This window comes from Microbacterium endophyticum, from assembly GCF_011047135.1.
Lineage (GTDB): Bacteria > Actinomycetota > Actinomycetes > Actinomycetales > Microbacteriaceae > Microbacterium > Microbacterium endophyticum.
Genome location: NZ_CP049255.1, coordinates 339,383 through 361,545 on the forward strand (window position 1 = coordinate 339,383; position 22,163 = coordinate 361,545).

At 61.2% G+C, this 22,163-nt stretch carries 20 protein-coding genes and 2 rRNA genes; 4 read left to right on the top strand and 18 right to left on the bottom strand.

Translation table 11 applies throughout. The annotated features are described in order from the left end of the window. The first annotated feature begins 47 nt into the window (after positions 1 to 47). Complete coding sequence (locus G6N83_RS01650; protein ID WP_165138668.1) at positions 48 to 773, top strand: lysoplasmalogenase; 726 nt, start codon at positions 48 to 50, stop codon at positions 771 to 773. Continuing rightward, the gene (locus G6N83_RS01655; protein ID WP_165138670.1) at positions 770 to 1,138 is read left to right on the top strand and encodes an RNA-binding S4 domain-containing protein; all 369 of its coding nucleotides are present in this window, start codon (positions 770 to 772) and stop codon (positions 1,136 to 1,138) included. The genes G6N83_RS01650 and G6N83_RS01655 overlap by 4 nt, the downstream gene beginning before the upstream one ends. A gap of 12 nt (positions 1,139 to 1,150) precedes the next feature. Here G6N83_RS01655 and G6N83_RS01660 read toward each other — a convergent pair whose 3' ends face one another. Further along, complete coding sequence (locus tag G6N83_RS01660) at positions 1,151 to 1,393, bottom strand: PLD nuclease N-terminal domain-containing protein (RefSeq protein ID WP_165138672.1); 243 nt, start codon at positions 1,391 to 1,393, stop codon at positions 1,151 to 1,153. A gap of 45 nt (positions 1,394 to 1,438) precedes the next feature. Further along, positions 1,439 to 2,341 (bottom strand): NUDIX domain-containing protein, encoded by a 903-nt coding sequence (locus G6N83_RS01665; protein WP_165138674.1) that lies wholly within the window; start codon positions 2,339 to 2,341, stop codon positions 1,439 to 1,441. 284 nt (positions 2,342 to 2,625) lie between these two features. On the opposite strand from G6N83_RS01665, the gene G6N83_RS01670 reads away from it, so the two are divergent. Both G6N83_RS01670 and G6N83_RS01675 read left to right on the top strand, forming a co-directional pair. Next, positions 2,626 to 4,461, top strand: coding sequence for a ribonucleoside triphosphate reductase (locus G6N83_RS01670; RefSeq protein WP_165143023.1), 1,836 nt, complete (start codon positions 2,626 to 2,628; stop codon positions 4,459 to 4,461). Next, positions 4,458 to 5,186: an anaerobic ribonucleoside-triphosphate reductase activating protein gene (locus G6N83_RS01675; protein ID WP_165138676.1), complete on the top strand. Its 729-nt coding sequence runs from the start codon at positions 4,458 to 4,460 to the stop codon at positions 5,184 to 5,186. The genes G6N83_RS01670 and G6N83_RS01675 overlap by 4 nt, the downstream gene beginning before the upstream one ends. A gap of 35 nt (positions 5,187 to 5,221) precedes the next feature. Here the strand turns inward: G6N83_RS01675 and der are convergent, their stop codons facing one another. From der to G6N83_RS01755, 16 genes are all read right to left on the bottom strand, one after another. Then, a complete protein-coding gene (gene der / locus G6N83_RS01680; protein WP_165138678.1) occupies positions 5,222 to 6,745 on the bottom strand; it encodes a ribosome biogenesis GTPase Der in 1,524 nt (507 codons plus the stop codon). Then, positions 6,735 to 7,418, bottom strand: coding sequence for a (d)CMP kinase (gene cmk / locus G6N83_RS01685; RefSeq protein WP_165138680.1), 684 nt, complete (start codon positions 7,416 to 7,418; stop codon positions 6,735 to 6,737). Before cmk ends, der begins: the two co-directional genes overlap by 11 nt. Beyond that, positions 7,411 to 8,532, bottom strand: a complete 1,122-nt coding sequence (locus G6N83_RS01690; protein WP_165138682.1) for a prephenate dehydrogenase — start codon at positions 8,530 to 8,532, stop codon at positions 7,411 to 7,413. Before G6N83_RS01690 ends, cmk begins: the two co-directional genes overlap by 8 nt. Further along, entirely contained in the window at positions 8,529 to 9,338 is an 810-nt protein-coding gene (locus G6N83_RS01695) for a pseudouridine synthase (protein ID WP_165138684.1), read from the bottom strand. The genes G6N83_RS01690 and G6N83_RS01695 overlap by 4 nt, the downstream gene beginning before the upstream one ends. Next, positions 9,335 to 9,895: an SMC-Scp complex subunit ScpB gene (gene scpB / locus G6N83_RS01700; RefSeq protein ID WP_165138686.1), complete on the bottom strand. Its 561-nt coding sequence runs from the start codon at positions 9,893 to 9,895 to the stop codon at positions 9,335 to 9,337. The genes G6N83_RS01695 and scpB overlap by 4 nt, the downstream gene beginning before the upstream one ends. Further along, the gene (locus G6N83_RS01705) at positions 9,885 to 10,709 is read right to left on the bottom strand and encodes a segregation and condensation protein A (protein WP_241246248.1); all 825 of its coding nucleotides are present in this window, start codon (positions 10,707 to 10,709) and stop codon (positions 9,885 to 9,887) included. Before G6N83_RS01705 ends, scpB begins: the two co-directional genes overlap by 11 nt. Further along, on the bottom strand, positions 10,693 to 11,586 hold the full coding sequence (locus G6N83_RS01710) for a ParA family protein (protein ID WP_165138690.1): 894 nt from the start codon (positions 11,584 to 11,586) through the stop codon (positions 10,693 to 10,695). Before G6N83_RS01710 ends, G6N83_RS01705 begins: the two co-directional genes overlap by 17 nt. A 90-nt stretch (positions 11,587 to 11,676) precedes the next feature. Beyond that, on the bottom strand, positions 11,677 to 12,579 hold the full coding sequence (gene xerD, locus G6N83_RS01715; protein WP_165138692.1) for a site-specific tyrosine recombinase XerD: 903 nt from the start codon (positions 12,577 to 12,579) through the stop codon (positions 11,677 to 11,679). Between the two features lies 1 nt (position 12,580). Continuing rightward, entirely contained in the window at positions 12,581 to 13,165 is a 585-nt protein-coding gene (locus G6N83_RS01720) for an NUDIX domain-containing protein (RefSeq protein WP_165138694.1), read from the bottom strand. Positions 13,166 to 13,168: 3 nt separating this feature from the next. Beyond that, positions 13,169 to 14,860 carry a CTP synthase gene (locus G6N83_RS01725; protein WP_165138696.1) on the bottom strand — a complete coding sequence of 564 codons (1,692 nt, stop codon included), beginning with the start codon at positions 14,858 to 14,860 and terminating at the stop codon, positions 13,169 to 13,171. A gap of 22 nt (positions 14,861 to 14,882) precedes the next feature. Then, positions 14,883 to 16,595, bottom strand: a complete 1,713-nt coding sequence (recN, locus tag G6N83_RS01730) for a DNA repair protein RecN (RefSeq protein WP_165138698.1) — start codon at positions 16,593 to 16,595, stop codon at positions 14,883 to 14,885. Then, complete coding sequence (locus G6N83_RS01735; protein ID WP_165138700.1) at positions 16,592 to 17,515, bottom strand: NAD kinase; 924 nt, start codon at positions 17,513 to 17,515, stop codon at positions 16,592 to 16,594. Before G6N83_RS01735 ends, recN begins: the two co-directional genes overlap by 4 nt. Beyond that, positions 17,512 to 18,312, bottom strand: a complete 801-nt coding sequence (locus G6N83_RS01740) for a TlyA family RNA methyltransferase (RefSeq protein ID WP_165138702.1) — start codon at positions 18,310 to 18,312, stop codon at positions 17,512 to 17,514. Before G6N83_RS01740 ends, G6N83_RS01735 begins: the two co-directional genes overlap by 4 nt. Then, complete coding sequence (locus G6N83_RS01745; protein WP_165138704.1) at positions 18,309 to 18,473, bottom strand: hypothetical protein; 165 nt, start codon at positions 18,471 to 18,473, stop codon at positions 18,309 to 18,311. The genes G6N83_RS01740 and G6N83_RS01745 overlap by 4 nt, the downstream gene beginning before the upstream one ends. A gap of 102 nt (positions 18,474 to 18,575) precedes the next feature. After that, positions 18,576 to 18,692: ribosomal RNA gene (gene rrf, locus G6N83_RS01750) — 5S ribosomal RNA — on the bottom strand. Between the two features lie 147 nt (positions 18,693 to 18,839). Further along, positions 18,840 to 21,942 (bottom strand): 23S ribosomal RNA (locus G6N83_RS01755). Positions 21,943 to 22,163: the final 221 nt, after the last annotated feature.

The following is a 22,163-nucleotide window of genomic DNA, read 5'->3' on the forward strand; positions in this document are numbered from 1 at the left end:
CCAAGCCAATCTAAGCCGTCTCACATGCACGAAGGAGTGCCGGAGTTATGACACTGAGCACACCACTCGCTCGCAACTGGTGGTGGGGTTTCATCCCCTACATCGTGCTGTCGATCATCCACGTTTTCACGCTCGCACTCGGCGTCGACGACATCGCCGGGCCCACGAAGCTCTGGCTCATGCCGCTTCTCATCGTTGCGGTGCTCTGGGGCGGTCGTGGCACGGCATGGGGAACCCCCTACACGCTCCTCTTCCTCGCGTTGGCGTTCTCGTGGCTCGGCGACGGAGCCAGCACTTTCTTCCCTTATCTCGACGATGAGCTCCCCGCGATGCTGCTGTGCTTCGGCATCGCGCACGTCATCTACATCGCACTGTTCTGGCGGCACCTCGCCATCACACGCATTCCCCGGTGGGCAGCAATCTACGCCGCGTGGTGGATCGTGCTCGTCGTCTACCTGTGGCCTTACCTGGGCGCGCTCGCGTTCGCGGTCGCAGCGTACGGCCTCGTCCTCGGCGGCACAGCGGTCTTGTCCACGCGCTGCCACCCGGCGATCGCGTGGGGTGGCGCGTTCTTTCTCACGTCAGACACCATCCTGGCGTTCACGATCTTCGCCCCGCAGGCTCTCCCGCCGGGCGTCGGCGATCTCGTTATGCTCACCTACACGATGGGCCAGGGCCTCATCGCGGCGGGCGTCATCATCGCCACGCACCGCCCTCGCTCCACAGCGTCGGTTCGCCGAGACAACCCACAAAGCGACACAATTGACTCATGACGGATGCCTCAGCTCGCGTTGACGCGTGGCTCTGGGCGGTGCGGGTCTACAAGACGCGTTCTGCCGCCACCACCGCGTGCCGTGCCGGCCACGTGCGGGTCGGCGGCGAGCGCGCGAAGGCCGCACAGGCGGTGCGCCCCGGCGACGAAGTACGAGTGCGGATCGCCGGGTTTGACCGCATCCTGGTCGTTCGTCAAACCATCATCAAACGAGTGAGTGCTGCCGTTGCAGCGACAGCGATGGACGATCTCACTCCCCCGCCGCCTCCTCGCGAAGAAGTGGCGATGGTGGCCGTGCGCGACCGTGGCGCTGGACGCCCCACCAAGCGCGAGCGCCGCGAAACCGACCGCCTCCGCGGACGCTAGGGGCCAGAATCTTCAGCTGACCCCATCGCCCGCACCACTGCCCACATTCGCGCGGCGGCCGATGAGAAACCAGCTTGCTGGCCCGATGATCGGAACAAAGATTGCTAGGAGTGTCCATACGAGCGCGTGACTGGGTGATACCGAGTTCCGCGTCCGCGAGATCGAGACCAGCGCTGCAATGAGAGCAACCAGCACGAGTACTACTGCGCCAGACCACCAGAGATCGTAAGCCGCAGGAATCAGTGGGTTAGCCATTGTTCGAGGCTAGGGCAGCATGTGTGCGACCGCTAGAGACGGCGCTCAGTCGAGCAGACCGACCAACCAACCGGCGCCGCGCGTCGCTGCCCCGGCGGCATTCACTCGCTCGATGAGCCCGCGATCGCTCGTCACCACGGTCACTGTGCGGCCAAGACCCAGGAGGCGCTCTACCTCAGCGACGATCGTGTCGTCACCTTCGCCCGCAGCGCGCACGATGTCGATACCGGGGGCCGCGGCATCCGTCGCTTTCGCTTGACCTTCGACCACGATCGAGATCTCGGGAAACCAGGTGTCTTCGGGTAGGTCGAGCTCTGCGGCCACTATCCCCTGCTCGGCGAGCGCACCCACGCGTGCAATCAGTCGGGCCGCCGCTCCCGCGCGGTCCTTCCACCATCCGTCTGGCACTGAACCCACAACGTTCGCGGCATCGATCACGAGGGCGGGCCGCACACCAATCAAGCCCGAAAGCTTCGCCCACGACGACGCAAACCCCGGATGCAGCGGGTAACTCGCTACGTCATCGACCGGCACCCAGCGCAATTCGCGGCTCTCCGGGTCACTGATCACCGGCTCGAACGGCATCACAACGTCGGCGAGGAGTGTTGTGTACGTCCAGATGCCAAGGTCAAGCACGCTCTCGCAGCGCGGCATCATCGAGGCATGGGGCACGCCTGCTTCTTCTGCCGATTCGCGCATCGCACCATCGCGCGCAGACTCACCCTCGTGGCGGGCACCTCCAGGCAGAGCCCAGGTGTCACCGAAGTGACTCCACGACACACGGTGCTGCAGCAGCACACCGCGAGCGGCGTCGACGGCCAAGAGTCCGGCGGCGCCGAAGCGACCCCAGTACCTCTCACCTGACGGCGCAACTACCCACGCATCACCGGGATCGCGCGGGCCGTGTGGCCGCCGCGGTTCTCCGGGAAGAGGGAGTTCGATACTCACCAGTCCAGCCTCGCATATCCGCGGCCACACACGCCCCGAAACTACCGCCGTCACCCAGGCATTTCGCCCTGAATCTCACGACGCCTACACCCGATGACAGCATGAGACCCGGCACGGCGCGCGAACATGTACGCCCTCACAAAGCACGAACCCGGATGTGGTCTGACCACTGTTGAATCCCACATATTGTGGCTCACTCCCCACATGACCCTGCATATAGTGCAGTTGCGCTTACCGCCGGACACGGCCACGAGGCGCGTTTCCCTATCTCTGGAGCAGTCGTGATTCCCGCATCCTCAGTTCACACTTCCCCGGGCGCCGCGGTAGCCGTCGCCGACACGATCAACGAATATCTCGCCCAGTCAGATTGGCGGGTCAACGCCAATGCCAACCAGGGGTATTCACTCGGGGGCATGGTGCTCAACACCGCCGGAAAGCTCATCGCCAACTACTGGCTCAATGAGGTCTACGCACCCGAGGCCGGTGCCGCACACCGCGAGGGCGACCTTCACATTCACGATCTCGACATGTTTGCGGGCTACTGCGCGGGGTGGTCGTTGCGCGCGCTCCTCGAGCAAGGCTTCAATGGTGTGCCCGGTCGTATCGCCTCGACTCCCCCGCGGCATCTTTCATCGGCACTCGGGCAGATGGTCAACTTCCTCGGCACGCTGCAGAACGAGTGGGCAGGTGCACAGGCGTTTAGTTCCACCGACACCTACCTTGCACCTTTTGTACGCCTCGACGGACTCACGCAGGGTGCTGTCCGCCAGCTGATGCAGGAGTTCATCTTCAACCTCAACGTGCCGTCGCGGTGGGGCACGCAGACGCCATTCACGAACCTCACGTTCGACTGGACGTGTCCCGACGACCTCGCCGACCAGCATCCACTTATCGGCGGCGAGGTCTGCGACTTCACGTACGGCGATCTTGCTCCCGAGATGGCGATGATCAACCGCGCGTACATCGATGTCATGACCGAGGGCGATGCCGACGGGCGTGCCTTTACCTTTCCCATTCCGACCTACAACATCACGCCCGACTTCGACTGGAATGATCCCCACGTCGATGCCCTCTTCGGCATGACAGCGAAGTACGGCCTGCCCTACTTTCAGAACTTTTTGAATTCCGACCTCGACCCGCACATGATCCGCTCCATGTGCTGCCGGCTACAGCTCGATCTCACCGAGCTACTCAAGCGTGGGAACGGCCTCTTCGGGTCCGCCGAGCAGACCGGCTCAATCGGCGTTGTCACAATCAATTGCGCGCGCCTCGGCTTTCTCTTCCCCGGCGATCTTGCCGGGGCGCTCGCCCGGCTCGACGAGCTGCTTGAGATCTCTCGCGACAGTCTCGAAGCCAAACGCGCCATCATTTCGCAGCACCTCGAAGGTGGGCTCTTTCCTTACTCCAAGCACTATCTCGGCACCCTCGACAACCATTTCTCCACGATCGGCGTCAACGGCATCAACGAGTTCGTCCGCAATTTCACTCTCGACAGTGACGACATCACGACGGATGCCGGTGCCACCCTCGCCATCGAGCTCCTCGACCACGTCCGCCGCCGCATGGTCGAATTCCAAGAGTCGACCGGTCAGATGTACAACCTCGAGGCCACACCCGCCGAAAGCGCCACCTACCGGTTTGCCCGGGTTGACGTGGCACAGTTCGGTGACAGCATCCGCCACGCCGGAACGATCGAGCACCCGTATTACACCAACTCGTCTCAGCTACCGGTGGGCTTCACCGACGACCCGTTCGATGCGATGGCCCGGCAAGAGCCGCTGCAGCAGAAGTACACCGGCGGCACGGTTCTTCACCTCTATATGGGTGAAGCTGTCGAGTCGGCCGCGGCATGCAAGAACCTGGTACGGCGCTCACTCGAGCAGTTCCGAATCCCCTACATCACGGTCACCCCGACCTTCTCGATCTGCCCTCAACACGGGTACGTCTCGGGCGATCACCCCGAGTGCCCCTCGTGCGGCAGCGTCTGCGAAGTATGGACGCGCGTCATGGGCTATTTCCGCCCCATCGCGTCGTTCAACGTCGGCAAGCAGGGTGAGGCCGAAGAACGCGTGTACTTTGCCGCCGAGCGCGCGAAGGAACACCTCGCGGTGCCAGCGTGAGTGATGCGGCCCAACTGCGCATCGCTGGCATCAGTCGGTTTTCGAGTGTCGATTGGCCGGGAAAGCTCGTCGCCACGCTGTTTTTGCAGGGCTGCCCGTGGGACTGCTTCTACTGCCACAACCCCGAGCTGATCAGCCCGCGTCGCGCAGGGCGCATCTCTTGGCAGAGCGTGCACGATTTCCTCGAAACGAGGAAAGGGTTGCTCGACGGTGTGGTCTTTTCGGGCGGCGAGCCGACGATGCAGCGCGCGCTGATCCCGGCGCTACAGCAGGCTCGCGCGCTCGGCTTCGCGGTCGGGCTCCACTCCGGCGGCGCCTACCCCGCGCTACTTACCGACGCGTTGCCACTTATCGACTGGATCGGACTCGACATCAAAGCCCGCCGTGACGACTACAGCGACACCACCGGTCGAACCCGAAGCGGCGACAATGCCTGGCGTTCGCTCGACACCGTGGTGGCGGCATCCCGCGCACGTTCGGGCACCGCGCATCCGCTCGACTACGAAGTGCGAACGACAGTGCACCCGGGCGTGCTCGATGCGATGGCCCTCAGTTCGCTCGCCGACGATGTCGCGAAGGCGGGAGCCGACACCTGGATGCTGCAGCACTACCGGCCGATCGGCGTTCGCGCCGCACGGATCCCCGCCGCCACGGCCCCCTACGATCTAGAATCCGCCGCAGCAGGCCTCGGCACGGGTCGATTCCAGAGGTTTGGTATCCGCTGACCTCCTCGTTCGGGCGGGAGGTCAGCGGATGTCTATTAGCGCTGGCGCTTTTCGCGCACGCGCATGTTTGTGATGATCGGGGTGCCCTCGAAACCATACACCTCGCGCAACCGGCGCTGAATGAAGCGACGGTAGCCCGGGTCGAGGAACCCGGTCGTAAAGAGCACGAATGTCGGCGGGCGCGTTGACGCCTGGGTACCGAACAGAATGCGTGGCTGCTTTCCACCACGCAACGGGTGCGGGTGCTCGGCGACGAGCTCGGAAAGGAACGCATTGAACTTTCCGGTCGCGATGCGCTGATCCCACGAGGCGAGAGCCACTTCGAGAGCGGGCACGAGCTTCTCGAGGTGGCGACCCGTGCGGGCCGAGATGTTGACGCGAGGCGCCCACGCGACGTGCGCGAGGTCTTGCTCGATCTCACGCTCGAGGTAACGGCGACGCTCGGCATCTTCGTACTCGGGAGTGTTGAGCAGATCCCATTTGTTGAAAGCGAGAACCAGCGCGCGGCCCGATTCGAGCACGAGGTCGATGATGCGCACGTCCTGCTCACTCAGCGACTGCGACACGTCGAGCACGACGACGGCAACTTCAGCCTTTTCGAGCGCTGCCGAGGTACGAAGCGATGCGTAGAAGTCGGCGCCCTGCTGCAGGTGCACGCGACGACGGATTCCCGCGGTGTCGACGAAGCGCCAGAGCTTTCCGCCGAGGTCGACGATCTCATCAACCGGGTCGCGTGTCGTGCCCGCAAGTTCGTTGACGACAACGCGCTCTTCGCCGGCTGCCTTGTTGAGCAGCGACGACTTGCCGACGTTCGGGCGACCAAGAATCGCCACGCGACGTGGTCCACCGATCTCCTGCTTGGCAACGGCCGAGATCTCGGGCAGTACCTTCATGATCTCGTCGAGGAGGTCGGCAACACCACGGCCATGGATGGCGGAGACCGGGTACGGCGTACCGAGACCGAGCGCCCACAGCGCTGCAGCTTCGGGCTCGTGGGTCGCGTCATCAACCTTGTTGGCCACGAGGAAGACAGGCTTACCCGAGCGACGCAGCAGCTTCACAACGTGCTCGTCGGTCGAGGTCGCACCAACCGTTGCGTCAACGACAAACATGACGACGTCACACAGGTCGATGGCGATCTCAGCCTGGGCGGCAACCGAGCGGTCGATGCCGCGCGCGTCGGGCTCCCATCCGCCGGTGTCGACGAGCGTGAAGCGACGATCTTGCCACTCCGAGCGATACATCACGCGGTCACGTGTGACACCAGGGGTGTCTTCGACCACGGCCTCGCGGCGCCCCAGGATGCGGTTGACGAGCGCTGACTTGCCCACGTTCGGGCGGCCGACGATTGCCACGACCGGCAGCGCCGGCAGGTACTCGACACCGTCTTCGCCGATGCCCATCTCCTGCAGCAGTGCTGCGTCGTCGTCATCGAGTTCGTAGTCCGACAATCCGGCGCGCAGCGCAGTAGCGCGCTGTTCGACAAGCTCCTCGTCGAGGTTCGCAAGCGTTTCGACGAGTCGATCCTCGCCGCCCTCGTATTCTTCTTCAGTCCCCATGGTGTTCTCCCGTCTGGGTACGCACGATTTCGAGCACCGCATCCACGGTCGCAGCGAAATCGAGATCAGTGGAATCAACGACGGTCACGCCTTCGGCGGCCGTCAAAAAGTCGGCAACGCGCGCATCAGACGCGTCACGCTGGTGAAGAGCGGCAGCAACGGATGCCGCATCTTCGCTTGTAAGTTCGGCGCTCCGCCGCGCGGCCCGCACTTCGGGGGCCGCTGTCAGCAGCAGTCGTACCGGAGCATCGGGGGCAACCACCGTCGTGATGTCACGCCCTTCGACGACGACTCCGGGGGCTGTCGCTTCGCCGATCAGGCGGCGAAAGGCGGCATTCACGCTGTCACGAACGGCCGGTACACGGGCGACAGCGCTCACTGCGGCTGCCACCCGAGGCTCCCGAATCGCCGACGTGACATCGGTTTCGCCGACCCGCACCCAGTACAGGTCGGGGTCGAGCGAGATGGCATAGGGAAAAACAGTTGCGGCATCCGCAATCGCCGAAGCATCTGCGGTATCGACGTTCTCATCCAGCGCGTACCAGGCAAGCGCGCGGTAGGCAGCACCGGTGTCGAGGTATCCGAAGCCGAGCTTTCGAGCCACCTCTTTCGAGACGCTCGACTTACCGCTGCCGGCGGGGCCGTCGATTGCGACGACAATCTGATCAGTCATGGAGGCTCGCAATCTTCCAGCCGCGGGCGGCAAGTCCTTCGGTCGCGCGCGTCACGACAGCCGGTTCCACGCTGATCTCAGCGAGGCCGAACTGGGCTCCCGGCGAGTGTTCGAGGCGCAGATCTTCGACGTTCACATCGAGCTCGCCAAGTTCACCGAACAGACGACCGAGCTGGCCGGCGGTGTCATCCACCATCACGACAACGGTTTCAAACCGGCGGTTCTGGCCGTGCTTTCCGGGCAGCCTTTCGACACCCAGATTTCCTTGACGGATGGCGTCGGCGACGGCACGTCGCGCACCTGGCTCGTCGGGCGCACGAAGAGCGTCAGCGAGCGTCGACAGGTCGGCAGCGAGTGCGTCGAGCACATCTACGACGGGCGCGGAATTTCCCTCGAGAATCTGCACCCAGAGCTCTGGGTCAGAGGCGGCAATGCGAGTCGTGTCGCGAACACCCTGACCTGCGAGCGACAGCGCGTCATCGGGAGCCGTGACAAAGCGTCCAGCGAGCAGAGAGGCGACAACCTGGGGCACGTGGGAGATGAGCGCCACCGAACGGTCGTGCTCTTCTGGACTCATCTCAACGAGCAGCGCACCGAGGTCGAGCGCGAGTCCTTCTACGAGCGAAAGGTCGGCGGGTGTCGTCTCTTCATCGCGGCAAACGACCCAGGGCCGTCCGCGGAAGATATCGGCGCGGGCGGCAATCGCTCCGCCGCGTTCGCGTCCTGCAAGGGGGTGTGAGCCGATGTATCGGGTCACGTCGACACCGTCGTTTCGGAGCTGCTGCAACGGCTCGAGTTTGATGCTCGCGACGTCGGTCACAACGGCATCCGGGTATGTCTGAAGTTCACGCGCGATCACGCTTGCCGTCACGTCGGGCGGAACAGCAACCACGATCAGGCCGGGCTTGTCATCAGGTGTCGCCCGGCGACCTGCGCCGTAGTCGACCGCGAGGCGTAGCTGCGCGGGAGACGCGTCTTCAAGAGCAACCTCGACGTCAAGCGCGCGAAGTGCGTGACCGATGCTTGATCCGAGGAGCCCAGCACCCACGATGCGAACAAGACCGCTGGTGCGTGCAGCAACGCGAGGGCGTACAGGTACGTTCTGCTCGCTCACTCGGTCTCCTGGTCCTGCGCTTCCTCCGCGCTCGTGTTGTGGCCGCGAGAAAGTGTCAAAAGCGCGCCCTGTTCAACTGTAGTCAATTCGCGGGCGCGCCCTACGGGCAACGACCCGAGGTGCAGCGGACCAAACTGGCGTCGCACCAGGTCAATCACCGGATGCCCCACCTCAGCCATCATGCGACGAACGATACGATTGCGGCCCGAGTGCAGGGTCAGCTCCACGAGGCTCGTGGCGTCTTCGCTGTCGCTGCCCGAGACGTCGATGACGCGTGCACGGTCAGCGGAGATCGGGCCATCTTCCAGCTCAATCCCCCGAGTGAGGGTTGCAACCGTCTGGCCGGTGACTTTTCCGCGCACCTTGGCGATGTAGACCTTGGTCACGCCGAAGGACGGGTGGGCGAGCACGTGCGCGAGTGCGCCGTCATTGGTGAGCAGTAAGAGACCGCTGGTCTCGGCATCCAATCGGCCCACGTTGAAGAGGCGCTCTTCCCAGTCCTGCGTGAAGCGACGAAGATCGGGGCGACTATGTTCGTCTTTCATCGTGCTGACAACGCCAGTGGGCTTGTTCAAGACGACATAGCGCTTGCTGGCGTCGAGCTGAATCGCAGTGCCGTCGACATCGACGAGATCAGTCTCAGGATCGATGCGCCGGCCGAGCTCCGTGACGACCTCGCCGTTCACTCGTACCCGACCGTCGACGATGTAGTTCTCGGCGACACGGCGCGATGCAACGCCCGCACCAGAGAGCACCTTTTGTAGGCGCACACCGTCGGTGCTGCGTTCGGGAGTGAGGTCTGTCATCGAATAACTTCCTGGTCAAATCCGTCAGCGCCATCAGACAGCAGCGGAGAAATGGGGGGCAGCTCGTCAAGCGAGTTGATGCCGAGATTCACGAGCAGCGCATCGGATGTGCCGTAAAGAATCGCGCCGGTTTCAGAATCGGTCGCAACCTCGGTGATGAGCCCGCGTGCTACCAGCGTACGCACTACAGAATCCACGTTCACTGCACGGATCGAAGCTACCTGCCCGCGAGAGACGGGTTGCTTGTACGCAATCACGGCAAGAGTCTCAAGCGCCGCCTGCGAAAGACGCGACGGCGACTGCGACGAAACGAATTCTGCGACCACCGGATCGAACTCGGCGCGCACGTAGAGGCGCCAGCCGCCACCAACTTCGCGAAGCTCAAATCCGCGCCGCCGGCCGCCACGCTCACCGTCGTAATCGGCGACGAGTTCTTCGATCGCCTGTCGCACCGCGGGCACGGGGGCCGCGATGGCGGTCGCAAGACTCACGAGGCTCTGTGGTTCATCGACCACGAGAAGGATCGCTTCGAGTCGGCCTGCAACATCATCGGTCATAATCTGCTCCCAGCGAGGCGAGGTTTTCGTCGGACCAGCGTTCTGCTGTCCAGCGCAAAGTCAGTTCGCCGAGCGGCTCGAGCTGCTCGAACGTCAAGGCTGCATGGCGATAAAGCTCGAGCACCGATAAGAACCTGGCCACGACCACGCCGGGCATTGATACGCCGGCGATCAGTTCACGAAAACTCACGGTGCCGGCATTTCGAAGAAACGTCACGACAATCGCTGCCTGCTCGCGAATACTCACGAGTGGGGCGTGAAGGTGGTCGAGCCCAACGATCGGAATCTCTTTCGGTGTCATCGCAAAGAGAGCAAGCGCGGCGAAGTCCCCCGCAGAGAGGGTCCAGACGAGCTCCGGGGTTGCTCGGCGGTATTTCTCTTCCAACCGCACCGAACGGGTGTGGCGGGCGTCTTCCCTCTGGAGCTTCTCCGCAAACCACGTCGATACGTCTTTGAAGGCTCGGTATTGCAGCAACCGCGCAAACAAGAGGTCGCGCGCTTCGAGTAGCGCGACCGACTCAGCATCGACAAACTCGCCCTGCGGCAGGAGCCCGGCGACTTTCATGTCGAGCAGCGTTGCCGCAACCACGAGAAAGCCGGATGCCTGTTCCATCTCTTCATCGGGATCCAGCGCCCGAAGATACGAAATGAACTCATCGGTCACCGTGCTGAGGGCAACCTCCGTGATATCGAGTTCGTGCTTTGAAATCAGCGTGAGCAAGAGGTCGAATGGACCATCAAACACGCCGAGCGATACGCGGAATCCTTCGGCTGTGGCTTCTGTTCCCGAATCGGGATCAGGCGACAGCGCCACGGGCCACCAGCTCCCGCGCCAGACGCAGGTACGCCTGCGCTGCGGGGTGCTCCGGAGCAAACTCGGTAATCGGCACACCGGCAACCGAGGCATCCGGAAACTTCACGGTGCGTCCGATCACGGTTTCAAGCACGTCATCGCCGAAGGCGTCGACGACCCGTTCGAGAACTTCACGCGAGTGGAGCGTGCGCGGGTCGTACATCGTCGCGACAACACCGTCGAGCGTGATCGAGGGGTTGAGGCGATCGCGCACCTTGTCGATCGTCTCAATCAGCAGCGCAACCCCACGGAGCGCAAAGAACTCGCACTCCAGAGGGATGAGCACACCATGACTTGCCGTCAACGCATTGACGGTGAGAAGGCCAAGCGACGGCTGGCAGTCGATGAGGATGACGTCATAGTCACCAGCGACTTTCCGGAGCACACGCGAGAGAATTGTCTCGCGTGCGACCTCATTGACGAGGTGCACTTCAGCGGCAGACAGATCGATGTTGGCCGGCATGATGTCGAGGCCAGGTACTGACGTCTGCACAATCACATCTTGCGGATCGCGCTTCGTGTCGAGCAGCAGATCGTAAATGGTCGGCATGTCATGGGTATCGATGCCGAGCCCTGCTGAAAGCGCACCCTGCGGGTCGAAGTCGATCGTCAAGACACGGCGACCATACTCGGCAAGAGCTGCGGCAAGGTTGATGGTCGTCGTCGTTTTACCGACGCCACCCTTTTGATTGCAAAGCGCAATGATGCGCGCGGGCCCATGTGAATCGAGTGCGGGCGGAGTCGCAAAACCCCGATAGGGGCGACCCGTCGCTCCCAGAGTGGCTGTCTCGCCCTTCTTCGGCGACTTAGCCGTGGACTTTGCTGCGCTGCCCGTCACCGTTCTCCTGCTCTCACGTACACGATCTTTTGATTCTACCGGCGCATAGGCTTTCGCAATACCTGGGCACACCGAGCGCGCTCAGACGAGCTAGAGGGCGCGAGGGTGAGACGTCGCGTAAACGTCGCGCAGGGCGTCGATCGACACGTGCGTGTAAATCTGCGTCGTTGCCACAGACGCGTGGCCGAGAAGCTCTTGCACCACACGCACGTCGGCTCCCCCCTGCAGCAGGTGGGTCGCAAACGAGTGCCGAAACGTGTGGGGAGATACGTGGGCCGAGAGGCCGGCGGTTTCAGCTGCAGCCTGGATGATAAGCCACACGCTCTGTCGCGAAAGAGGTGCACCCCGCACGCCAAGAAACAGGCGCGGCGTGCCCTTTCCCCGGCGCGCAAGCTCAGGGCGAGCACGAGTGAGGTACGCGTCGAGGGCAGTTCGAGCAAATGAGCCAACCGGCACCATGCGCTCTTTCGAGCCCTTACCGCGCACCCGAACAATGTCGGCGTCAGTGAGGTCATCAACGTCGAGCTGTACGAGCTCCGACACGCGAGCACCCGTCGCGTAGAGCATCTCCAAGAGAGCCCGGTCGCGGACGCCCGAAATGTTTGACACATCGGGGGCAGCAAGCAGTGCTTCGATCTGCTCGATCGTCAGCGCTTTCGGCAGTCGCTTCGGCTGTACCGGCGGCCGGAGCTTTCCCGTGGGGTCAGCCACCGCGGATCCTTCGGCACTCAGAAAGCGATGAAAGTTCCGCACCGACGATTGCAACCGCGCAAGACTCGAGGCCGCGGGCGGCGGCTCGGTATTCGCTCGCTCGGCCACGAAATCTGCGACGATCGCCGGGGTGACGGCATCCGAGTCTGCAATGTCGAGCGTCGTCAGCCACGACGTGTACACATCAAGGTCGCGACGATAGGCCGCGACCGTATGGTCCGACAGGCCTCGCTCAATCGCGACATGTCGCAGGTACGTATCGACAGCGCGATCGAGGTTCATGTCAGGATGCGGATGCTCCACGTCGCAAGCGTTCGGATGCCGCCAGCACGCCGACGCTCAGAATGCCATTTCGCATACGACCCGCGAGCACAGCAGAAACCGCCTCGTCGAGCGGCACCCACTCGGTGCGGATGTCGGCTTCCTCTTCGTCGCGGTCGAACGTCTCCTCAGTGGCGCTGAGTCCACGCGCCAAGAACACATGAATGACCTCGTCGTTGCCGCCGGGCGTTGTGAACACACTCACGAGTGGTTCCCACTCGCGTGCGACAACATCAACCTCTTCGGCGAGCTCGCGCTTGGCAGCTTCCATCGGAGGCTCACCTTCGACGTCGAGCAGTCCCGCGGGAATCTCCCAATCGCGGGTACGAATGGGGTGCCGATACTGCTGAATCAGCAGCACACGGTTTTCGTCGTCGAGCGCCACGACTGCGGCAGCGCCCGGGTGGTCGACGAACTGTCGCTCGAGCTCAGCACCGTTGTACCGGAACTTCTCACTTCGCACGTCCCACACGCGTCCCTCGTACACGAGCTCCGAGGCGACGATATCGGGCGTGACGTTTTCGTCGTGCAGATCAGCAGAAGACATCGACTAACCGCGATCCACGTCGAAGAGTTCGCTCGCGCGGTGGCGTTCGAGCGCTGCACTGACAAGGCCACGGAAGAGCGGATGCGGCGCCGTCGGACGCGACCGCAGCTCGGGGTGAGCCTGAGTTGCGATGTAGTACGGGTGCTTGTCTTTCGGAAGCTCCACATACTCGACGAGGTTGCGGTCGGGCGACAAGCCGGAGAAGACGAGACCCGCCTCGGCTAGCTGGTCACGGTACGCGTTGTTGACCTCGTAGCGGTGACGGTGACGCTCCGACACGAGGTCGTCGCCATAGACCTCTTCTGCGAGCGATCCCTCACGCAACTGCGCCGGGTAAAGACCCAGACGCATCGTGCCGCCCATGTCGCCGTGGTCGAGAATATCGACCTGCTCAGCCATCGTCGCAATCACAGGGAACTCGGTGTCGGGATCGAACTCGCTCGATGATGCGCCTTCAAGCCCCACCACATTGCGTGCATACTCCACAACCATGCACTGCAGGCCCAGGCAGATCCCGAGCGTCGGAATGCCCTGTTCTCGTGCGAATTTGAGCGCACCGAGCTTGCCTTCGATACCGCGGATGCCGAAACCACCGGGAACGATGATGCCATCGAGGTGTGCGAGTGCGCGTTCAGCGCCCTCTGGGGTTTCGCAGCTGTCGGAGGGAACCCAGTTCACTTTGACGTGCGTTTCCTGACCGAATCCGCCAGCTTTCAACGCTTCGGTGACCGAGAGATACGCATCCGGCAGGTCGATGTACTTACCTACGAGACCGATGGTCACTTCGTGCTTGGGGTTGTGCACGGCTTCGAGCAGACGACCCCAGCGAGTCCAGTCCACGTCTTCCGCCTTATCGATCCCGAGCGTCCGCACGATGTACTGATCAAGATTTTGATCGTGCAGCATCGTGGGGATGTCGTAAATACTCGGAACGTCAACAGCGTTGACTACAGCGTCTTCGTCGACGTCACACATGAGAGCGATCTTGCGCTTGTTCGACTCGGTCACCGGTCGGTCGCTGCGAAGCACGAGAGCATCAGGCTGAATACCGATCGAGCGAAGCGTTGCCACCGAGTGCTGCGTCGGCTTGGTCTTCTGCTCGCCCGACGCGCCCATGAACGGCACGAGTGACACGTGAACGAAGAAAACGTTCTGGCGCCCCAGTTCGTGACGAATCTGACGAGCTGACTCGATGAACGGCTGAGACTCGATGTCGCCGACAGTGCCACCGATTTCAGTGATGATGACGTCGGGCTTCGGCGTTTCATCGGCCTGCAACCGCATGCGGCGCTTGATCTCGTCGGTGATGTGCGGGATGACCTGCACAGTGTCGCCGAGATACTCGCCGCGGCGCTCTCGCGCGATCACCTGAGAATAAATCTGCCCGGTGGTCACGTTCGCGGCCTGACTCAACTGAATGTCGAGAAAGCGCTCGTAGTGTCCGATGTCGAGGTCTGTCTCAGCCCCGTCGTCGGTAACGAAGACCTCACCGTGCTGGAACGGGTTCATCGTTCCGGGGTCTACGTTGAGATACGGGTCAAGTTTCTGCATAACCACGCGTAAACCGCGTGCTGTCAGAAGGTTGCCGAGGCTTGCCGCCGTCAGGCCTTTACCCAAAGAAGAAACGACACCACCCGTCACAAAAATGTGCTTGGTCGTGTCGTTAGAAGAGGCCGCAGCAGGAGAGTCCGTCACGGGCTTCTATGCTATCAGCCCGTTATCGACTTGTGCTCGCCGACGATGAAGAAGCTGCCCCGAGGGCCAGAAGTTCACGCGCGTGAGTGAGAGCCGCTTCAGAGTCGTCGAGGCCTGACAGCAGTCGCGCCATTTCAGCTTCTCGGTCTCGGCCGTCAAGGCGTCGGACGCTGGATTCCGTCACGGTACCGTCGCTCGCTTTCACGACGCCGAGGTGGTTTCCCGCAAACGCCGCAACCTGGGCAAGGTGCGTCACAGCAATGACCTGTGCTGATTCTGCGAGCTTCGCGAGTCTCCGCCCGACTTCGATAGCCGCTGCCCCGCCGATACCAGCATCGACCTCATCGAACACGAAGGTCGGAACGGGGTCTGTGCCCGCGATGACGACTTCGATCGCGAGCATGACGCGACTGAGCTCTCCACCTGATGCGCTGCGAGCGACGGGGCGTGGGTCAGCGCCCGGGTGCGGCGCCAAGAGCAGTGCAACCTCATCGCGGCCTGTCGTGGTAGGTGCCGCCTCAGAAACTTCGACAACGACGCGTGCGTCCGGCAGCGCGAGGGCATGGAGCTCTTCAGTGACAGCGTCGGCAAGTCGCATCGCCGCATCCCGTCGATGCGCAGACAGTGCGCTGGCTGCCGAATCGAGGGCAGCGGATGCAGTTTCGCGCTCTGCCTCGAGCCGCGCGACCCTGTCATCGTCATCGTCGAGCTCGGTGAGGCGCGCCGATCCCTTCGCGAGCATCTCGATCGCCGCATCAATCGATCCGTGAGTGCGAACCAGTTCCCCGAGTACAGCGCGTCTTTCTTCAAGAGCGGCAAGTTCTGCCGGGGCCGCGTCGTCAAGATCTGCGAGGTAGCCAGCAAGCGTTGCCGCAAGATCGGTGGCGCGATATCCGAGGTCTGCCGCGGCCGCACCGGCTTCGGTGAGAATCGGATCATCAGCGCGTTCGAGGGTTCGGCGCACTTCAGCCAGAATCGTCACGACATCGGGCGAACCATCTTCGTTTGCCAGCATGGCGTGAGCTGTCGCGGCAGAGATTCGGAGCTCTTCCGCGTTCGCCAGTCGCTGTGCGCGCTCGGCCAACTCCGTGTCTTCTCCCGGCTGCGGATTGACCTGCTCGATTTCGGCGATCTGGGCTCGCAAGAGTGCAGCCTCTTCTGAGCGAGTCCCCCGATACGTCACGAGCGCGTCGAGTTCGTCGTCGATCTGCCGGTGGCGCGTGAAAGCGTCACGGTATTCACGGAGCGCCTCGGTAACCACTTCGCCGGCGAAGCGATCAAGGGCATCCCGCTGGGCGCTGGATGAGCGAAGCCGCAGTTGATCGGACTGCCCGTGCACGACAACGAGCTGATCGGCGAGCTCGGAGAGCACTCCTACCGGCACAACCCGACCGCCGACGCTCGCCCTACTGCGACCCTCGCGAGAAAGAGTGCGTGCCATCAGCAGCTCCGCACGCCCGTCACCCAACGCTTCGACATCACCGCCGGCGTCGCGGACGCGGTCCGCCACTGGGCCAGTCTCCGACACGAGCCAGGCACCGTCAACGGAGGCTTGCGCGGCTCCCGCACGTACAGCGCTCGAGTCAGCCCGATTACCGAGCAGTAGACCGAGGCCGCTCACGACCATAGTTTTACCAGCACCGGTCTCGCCGGTGATCGCGGTGAAACCGCGACCAATGGGCAACGTCGCGTCTGCGATCACGCCGAGGTCACGCAACCGCAGTTCTTCGATCACGAAGCGTCTCCGTCTGGTCCGCGCCAGCCCGTCACCGGCAGGTGGAACTTTCGAACGAGCCGGTCAGTAAACGATGCTGGATGCAGGCGAGCTAGCCGTACCGGACGGCTCGACTGACGCACAACGACGCGCGCACCCGGCGGGAGCTCGTGTGATCGGCGCCCATCACACCACAAAATCCCGGTGCCGTTCGTGCGCTGCAGCAGCTCGATGGCTATTCGCGCATCAGGGTTAATGACGAGGGGCTTCGCGAAAAGCGCGTGCGCTGACAGCGGTACGACCGCAATCGCTTGCACACCCGGCCAAATGACGGGGCCACCCGCTGAGAAGTTATAGGCCGTCGAACCGGTCGGAGTCGATACGACGATGCCGTCACATCCGAACGCGGTCAGTGGGCGTTCGTCGACCTCGACAACGACTTCCAGCATCCGTTCGCGTGACGCCTTTTCGACCGTTGCTTCGTTGAGCGCCCACGTCTCGTAGGTAACGTCGCCCGACGAGTCCTTGACTTGCACTGCGAGGGCGAGTCGTTCCTCGACGCGGTAATCGCGCGCGATGACACGTGCGACGGCGTCGTCCATATCGTCGCGTTCGATTTCTGCCAGAAAACCGACGTGTCCCATATTGATGCCGAGCACTGGTGCACTGACATCACGAACCAGCTCAGCAGCACGCAGTATTGTGCCGTCGCCCCCGAGCACAATCGCGAGCTCGATATCCGCGATATTCACGTCACGGCCAAGAATTGCAGGGTCGGTGTACTCGGGAAGTGCCGCAATCAGATCATCGCGATCGTCCGCCACAAAGACCGGACGCGCGCCAGCTGCGCTCAGCGCAGATGCTACCCGGACGGCTGCTAAAACGGTCTCCTCGCGCAGGGCGTGCGCGACAACCAAAATGTTGCGTACGGTCTCTGTCATCGACTTCCTGTCAGTTCGGTCACCGTGCGTATCCATTCTGTCGGATTCCCATCCGTTCCAGGTTTCAGGTGCACCACAAACTCCCGATTACCGTGGGTTCCCACAATCGGTGAAGAGATGACACCGTGAGTGGATAGACCGAGATCCCATGCTGCCCACAGCACCGTCGTCACCGCATCAGCCCGTACCGCGGGAGAGGTCACAAGGCCTCCCTTTACCGCTGTGCGCCCGGCTTCGAACTGCGGTTTCACTAGCAAGATGGCATCACCGTTGACAGCCATCACGTCTTTCAAAGCCGATAACACGTGCGTGAGCGAAATAAAGGAAAGGTCGGCGGTCACAAGATCGGGCACATCGTCTATTCCTGAGATACCCGCAAGCGACTCAGGTGTCATGTAGCGCACGTTGTAACCTTCGACGACGCTCACGCCCGAGTCTGCAGCGATGACAGGATCGATCTGGTCATGGCCGACGTCAGCCGCGATCACTCGGGCCGCCCCGCGCTCACGCAGCACTTGCGTAAAACCGCCTGTTGAGGCGCCAAGATCAAGCGCCACACGACCTTGAGGATCGACGCCGAACGAATCGAGCGCGGCAATGAGCTTATGAGCCGCGCGGCTCACGTAGTGATCGGATGCCGCGACCTCGAGCACTGCATCTTCGGACACGCGCGCTGAAGCTTTCACGACGGTGACTCCGTCGACGGAAACGAGCCCCGACGCAATGAGCGTCGCAGCTTGAGTTCGTGAACGCGCCAGGCCCGAAGCGGCCAGCGCCGCATCGAGACGCATCGTCACGATGAGCGGTTCTCGCCCGGGTTCGACTCCAGCCGACGAGCAAGATCGTCATGCAAGGACGCATACGACGATGCCCTGTCCCGCAGGGGCTGCTGCTCGATCACCTCAAGCGCAGAGAGCAAGTCTTCGGATACGACTACTGCATCCTCAACGTTCGACATATGCCCAGGATACGTGGCAAAACCGGATGCCGCCACGCGTGAAAAGGTCCAGTAAATGCGAAAAGGGCCACCCAGCGTTGGGTGGCCCTTTTCTTAAAAGAAGTCCGGCGGTGTCCTACTCTCCCACAGGGTCCCCCCTGCAGTACCATCGGCGCTGAGAGGCTTAGCTTCCGGGTTCGGAATGTGACCGGGCGTTTCCCTCTCGCTATGGCCGCCGAAACACTATTGATGTTTCAATCGTTCAAAAGCATGAGTTCCTGCAACTTTCATGCAGGCACAACACAGCATATGTGTGTTGTTCATGCGGTTCTCGACCGTACATCGAGAACCACTCAGTGGACGCGCACACCTTCAAAGAGGTTATGTGTTATCAAGTCATCGGCTTATTAGTACCGGTCAGCTACACGTGTTGCCACGCTTACACACCCGGCCTATCAACCCAGTAGTCTGGCTGGGAGCCTCTCACCCGAAGGTATGGAAATCTCATCTTGAGGCCGGCTTCCCGCTTAGATGCTTTCAGCGGTTATCCATCCCGAACGTAGCTAATCAGCGGTGCTCCTGGCGGAACAACTGACACACCAGAGGTTCGTCCAACCCGGTCCTCTCGTACTAGGGTCAGATCCTCTCAAATTTCCTACGCGCGCAGCGGATAGGGACCGAACTGTCTCACGACGTTCTAAACCCAGCTCGCGTACCGCTTTAATGGGCGAACAGCCCAACCCTTGGGACCTACTCCAGCCCCAGGATGCGACGAGCCGACATCGAGGTGCCAAACCATGCCGTCGATATGGACTCTTGGGCAAGATCAGCCTGTTATCCCCGAGGTACCTTTTATCCGTTGAGCGACAGCGCTTCCACAAGCCACTGCCGGATCACTAGTCCCGACTTTCGTCCCTGCTCGACCTGTCAGTCTCACAGTCAAGCTCCCTTGTGCACTTACACTCGCCATCTGATTGCCAACCAGATTGAGGGAACCTTTGGGCGCCTCCGTTACTTTTTGGGAGGCAACCGCCCCAGTTAAACTACCCACCAGGCACTGTCCCTGAACCGGATTACGGTTCGAAGTTAGATATCCAGAGTGACCAGAGTGGTATTTCAACAATGACTCCACATGAACTAGCGTCCCTGCTTCAAAGTCTCCCACCTATCCTACACAAGCCACACCGAACACCAATACCAAGCTGTAGTAAAGGTCACGGGGTCTTTCCGTCCTGCTGCGCGTAACGAGCATCTTTACTCGTAATGCAATTTCGCCGAGTTCGCGGTTGAGACAGTTGGGAAGTCGTTACGCCATTCGTGCAGGTCGGAACTTACCCGACAAGGAATTTCGCTACCTTAGGATGGTTATAGTTACCACCGCCGTTTACTGGGGCTTAAATTCTGAGCTTCGCTTACGCTGACCCTTCCTCTTAACCTTCCAGCACCGGGCAGGCGTCAGTCCGTATACATCGTCTTGCGACTTAGCACGGACCTGTGTTTTTAGTAAACAGTCGCTACCCACTAGTCTCTGCGGCCTCCAAACGCTTTCGGAGCAAGTCCTAATACGTCGAAGGCCCCCCTTCTCCCGAAGTTACGGGGGCATTTTGCCGAGTTCCTTAACCACGATTCTCTCGATCTCCTTGGTATTCTCTACCTGACCACCTGAGTCGGTTTAGGGTACGGGCGGCTTGAACCTCGCGTCGATGCTTTTCTTGGCAGCATAGGATCACCCACTTTTTATCCGCATCGTGTCTCAGCCTTCATGAGTGACGGATTTGCCTATCACTCGGCCTACGCACTTGCACCAGGACTACCATCGCCTGGCTTGGGCTACCTTCCTGCGTCACACCTGTTAATACGCTAACCGCACCAGCATGGGGTCATGCGCTAGCTCCAACGTCTCACCCCGAAGGGATCAATCAAAGGAATTCGGGCATTTAGCACCACTGGATTAGCTTGGGCGGTTCTTCGCCGGTACGGGAATATCAACCCGTTGTCCATCGACTACGCCTGTCGGCCTCGCCTTAGGTCCCGACTTACCCAGGGCAGATTAGCTTGACCCTGGAACCCTTGGTCTTTCGGAGGACGTGTTTCTCACACGTCTTTCGCTACTCATGCCTGCATTCTCACTCGTGTAGCCTCCACGGCTGGTTCACACCGCCGCTTCGCTGGCCACACGACGCTCTCCTACCCATCAATACGGCTGGACCACGAAGGCCTACCAAAAATATCAATGCCACAACTTCGGTGGCGTGCTTGAGCCCCGTTACATTGTCGGCGCGGAATCACTTGACCAGTGAGCTATTACGCACTCTTTCAAGGGTGGCTGCTTCTAAGCCAACCTCCTGGTTGTCAAAGCAACTCCACATCCTTTCCCACTTAGCACGCGCTTAGGGACCTTAGTTGGTGGTCTGGGTTGTTTCCCTCTCGACTATGAAGCTTATCCCCCACAGTCTCACTGCTGCGCTCTCACTTACCGGCATTCGGAGTTTGGCTGACGTCAGTAACCTTGTAGGGCCCATCGGCCATCCAGTAGCTCTACCTCCGGCAAGAAACACGCAACGCTGCACCTAAATGCATTTCGGAGAGAACCAGCTATCACGAAGTTTGATTGGCCTTTCACCCCTATCCACAGCTCATCCCCTCAGTTTTCAACCTAAGTGGGTTCGGTCCTCCACGACGTCTTACCGTCGCTTCAACCTGGCCATGGATAGATCACTTCGCTTCGGGTCTAGGACACGCGACTGAATCGCCCTATTCAGACTCGCTTTCGCTACGGCTACCCCACTCGGGTTAACCTCGCCACGTATCGCTAACTCGCAGGCTCATTCTTCAAAAGGCACGCTGTCACAGCTACTAAGGCTGCTCCAACGGTTTGTAAGCAAACGGTTTCAGGTACTATTTCACTCCCCTCCCGGGGTACTTTTCACCTTTCCCTCACGGTACTTGTCCGCTATCGGTCATCTGGGAGTATTTAGGCTTATCAGGTGGTCCTGACAGATTCACACGGGATTTCTCGGGCCCCGTGATACTTGGGATACTCTTCGCGCCAAGAATAAGCATTTCGACTACGGGATTTGCACCCTCTATGATTGGCCTTTCAATACCATTCGTCTATACTCACTTGTCACGCTCGCTGCTCGGCAGAGCAACATGAAAAGTCCCACAACCCCGAATACGCAACTCCTGCCGGATATCACACGTACTCGGTTTAGCCTGTTCCGGTTTCGCTCGCCACTACTAACGGAATCGCGGTTGCTTTCTCTTCCTGTGGGTACTGAGATGTTTCACTTCCCCACGTTCCCTCTACCCGCCCTATATATTCAGGCGGGAGTCACTAGGTCGGCACGCCGCCCAGCGGGGTTTCCCCATTCGGACACCCTCGGATCACAGTGTGCTTATCCACTCCCCGAGGCTTATCGCAGATTGCTACGTCCTTCTTCGGCTCCAGATGCCAAGGCATCCACCGTTTGCTCTTAAAGACTTGAAATCACATGAGTTTCGTCGAAATCGGTCTAGAAAAATCTAGATGAAATTGACTAATGATCTATAAAGATCATCTTTGTGAAACGATCCGAAGATCGTCTCTAAGATGCTCGCGTCCACTGTGTAGTTCTCAAAGTACGGGCGGTACCTTTCCCGCGTGCCGTCACCGGCCGCCAAAAAAGGCCCTGAAGTCCGTCGATTCCCGAAGAAATCATCCGGTCCCTC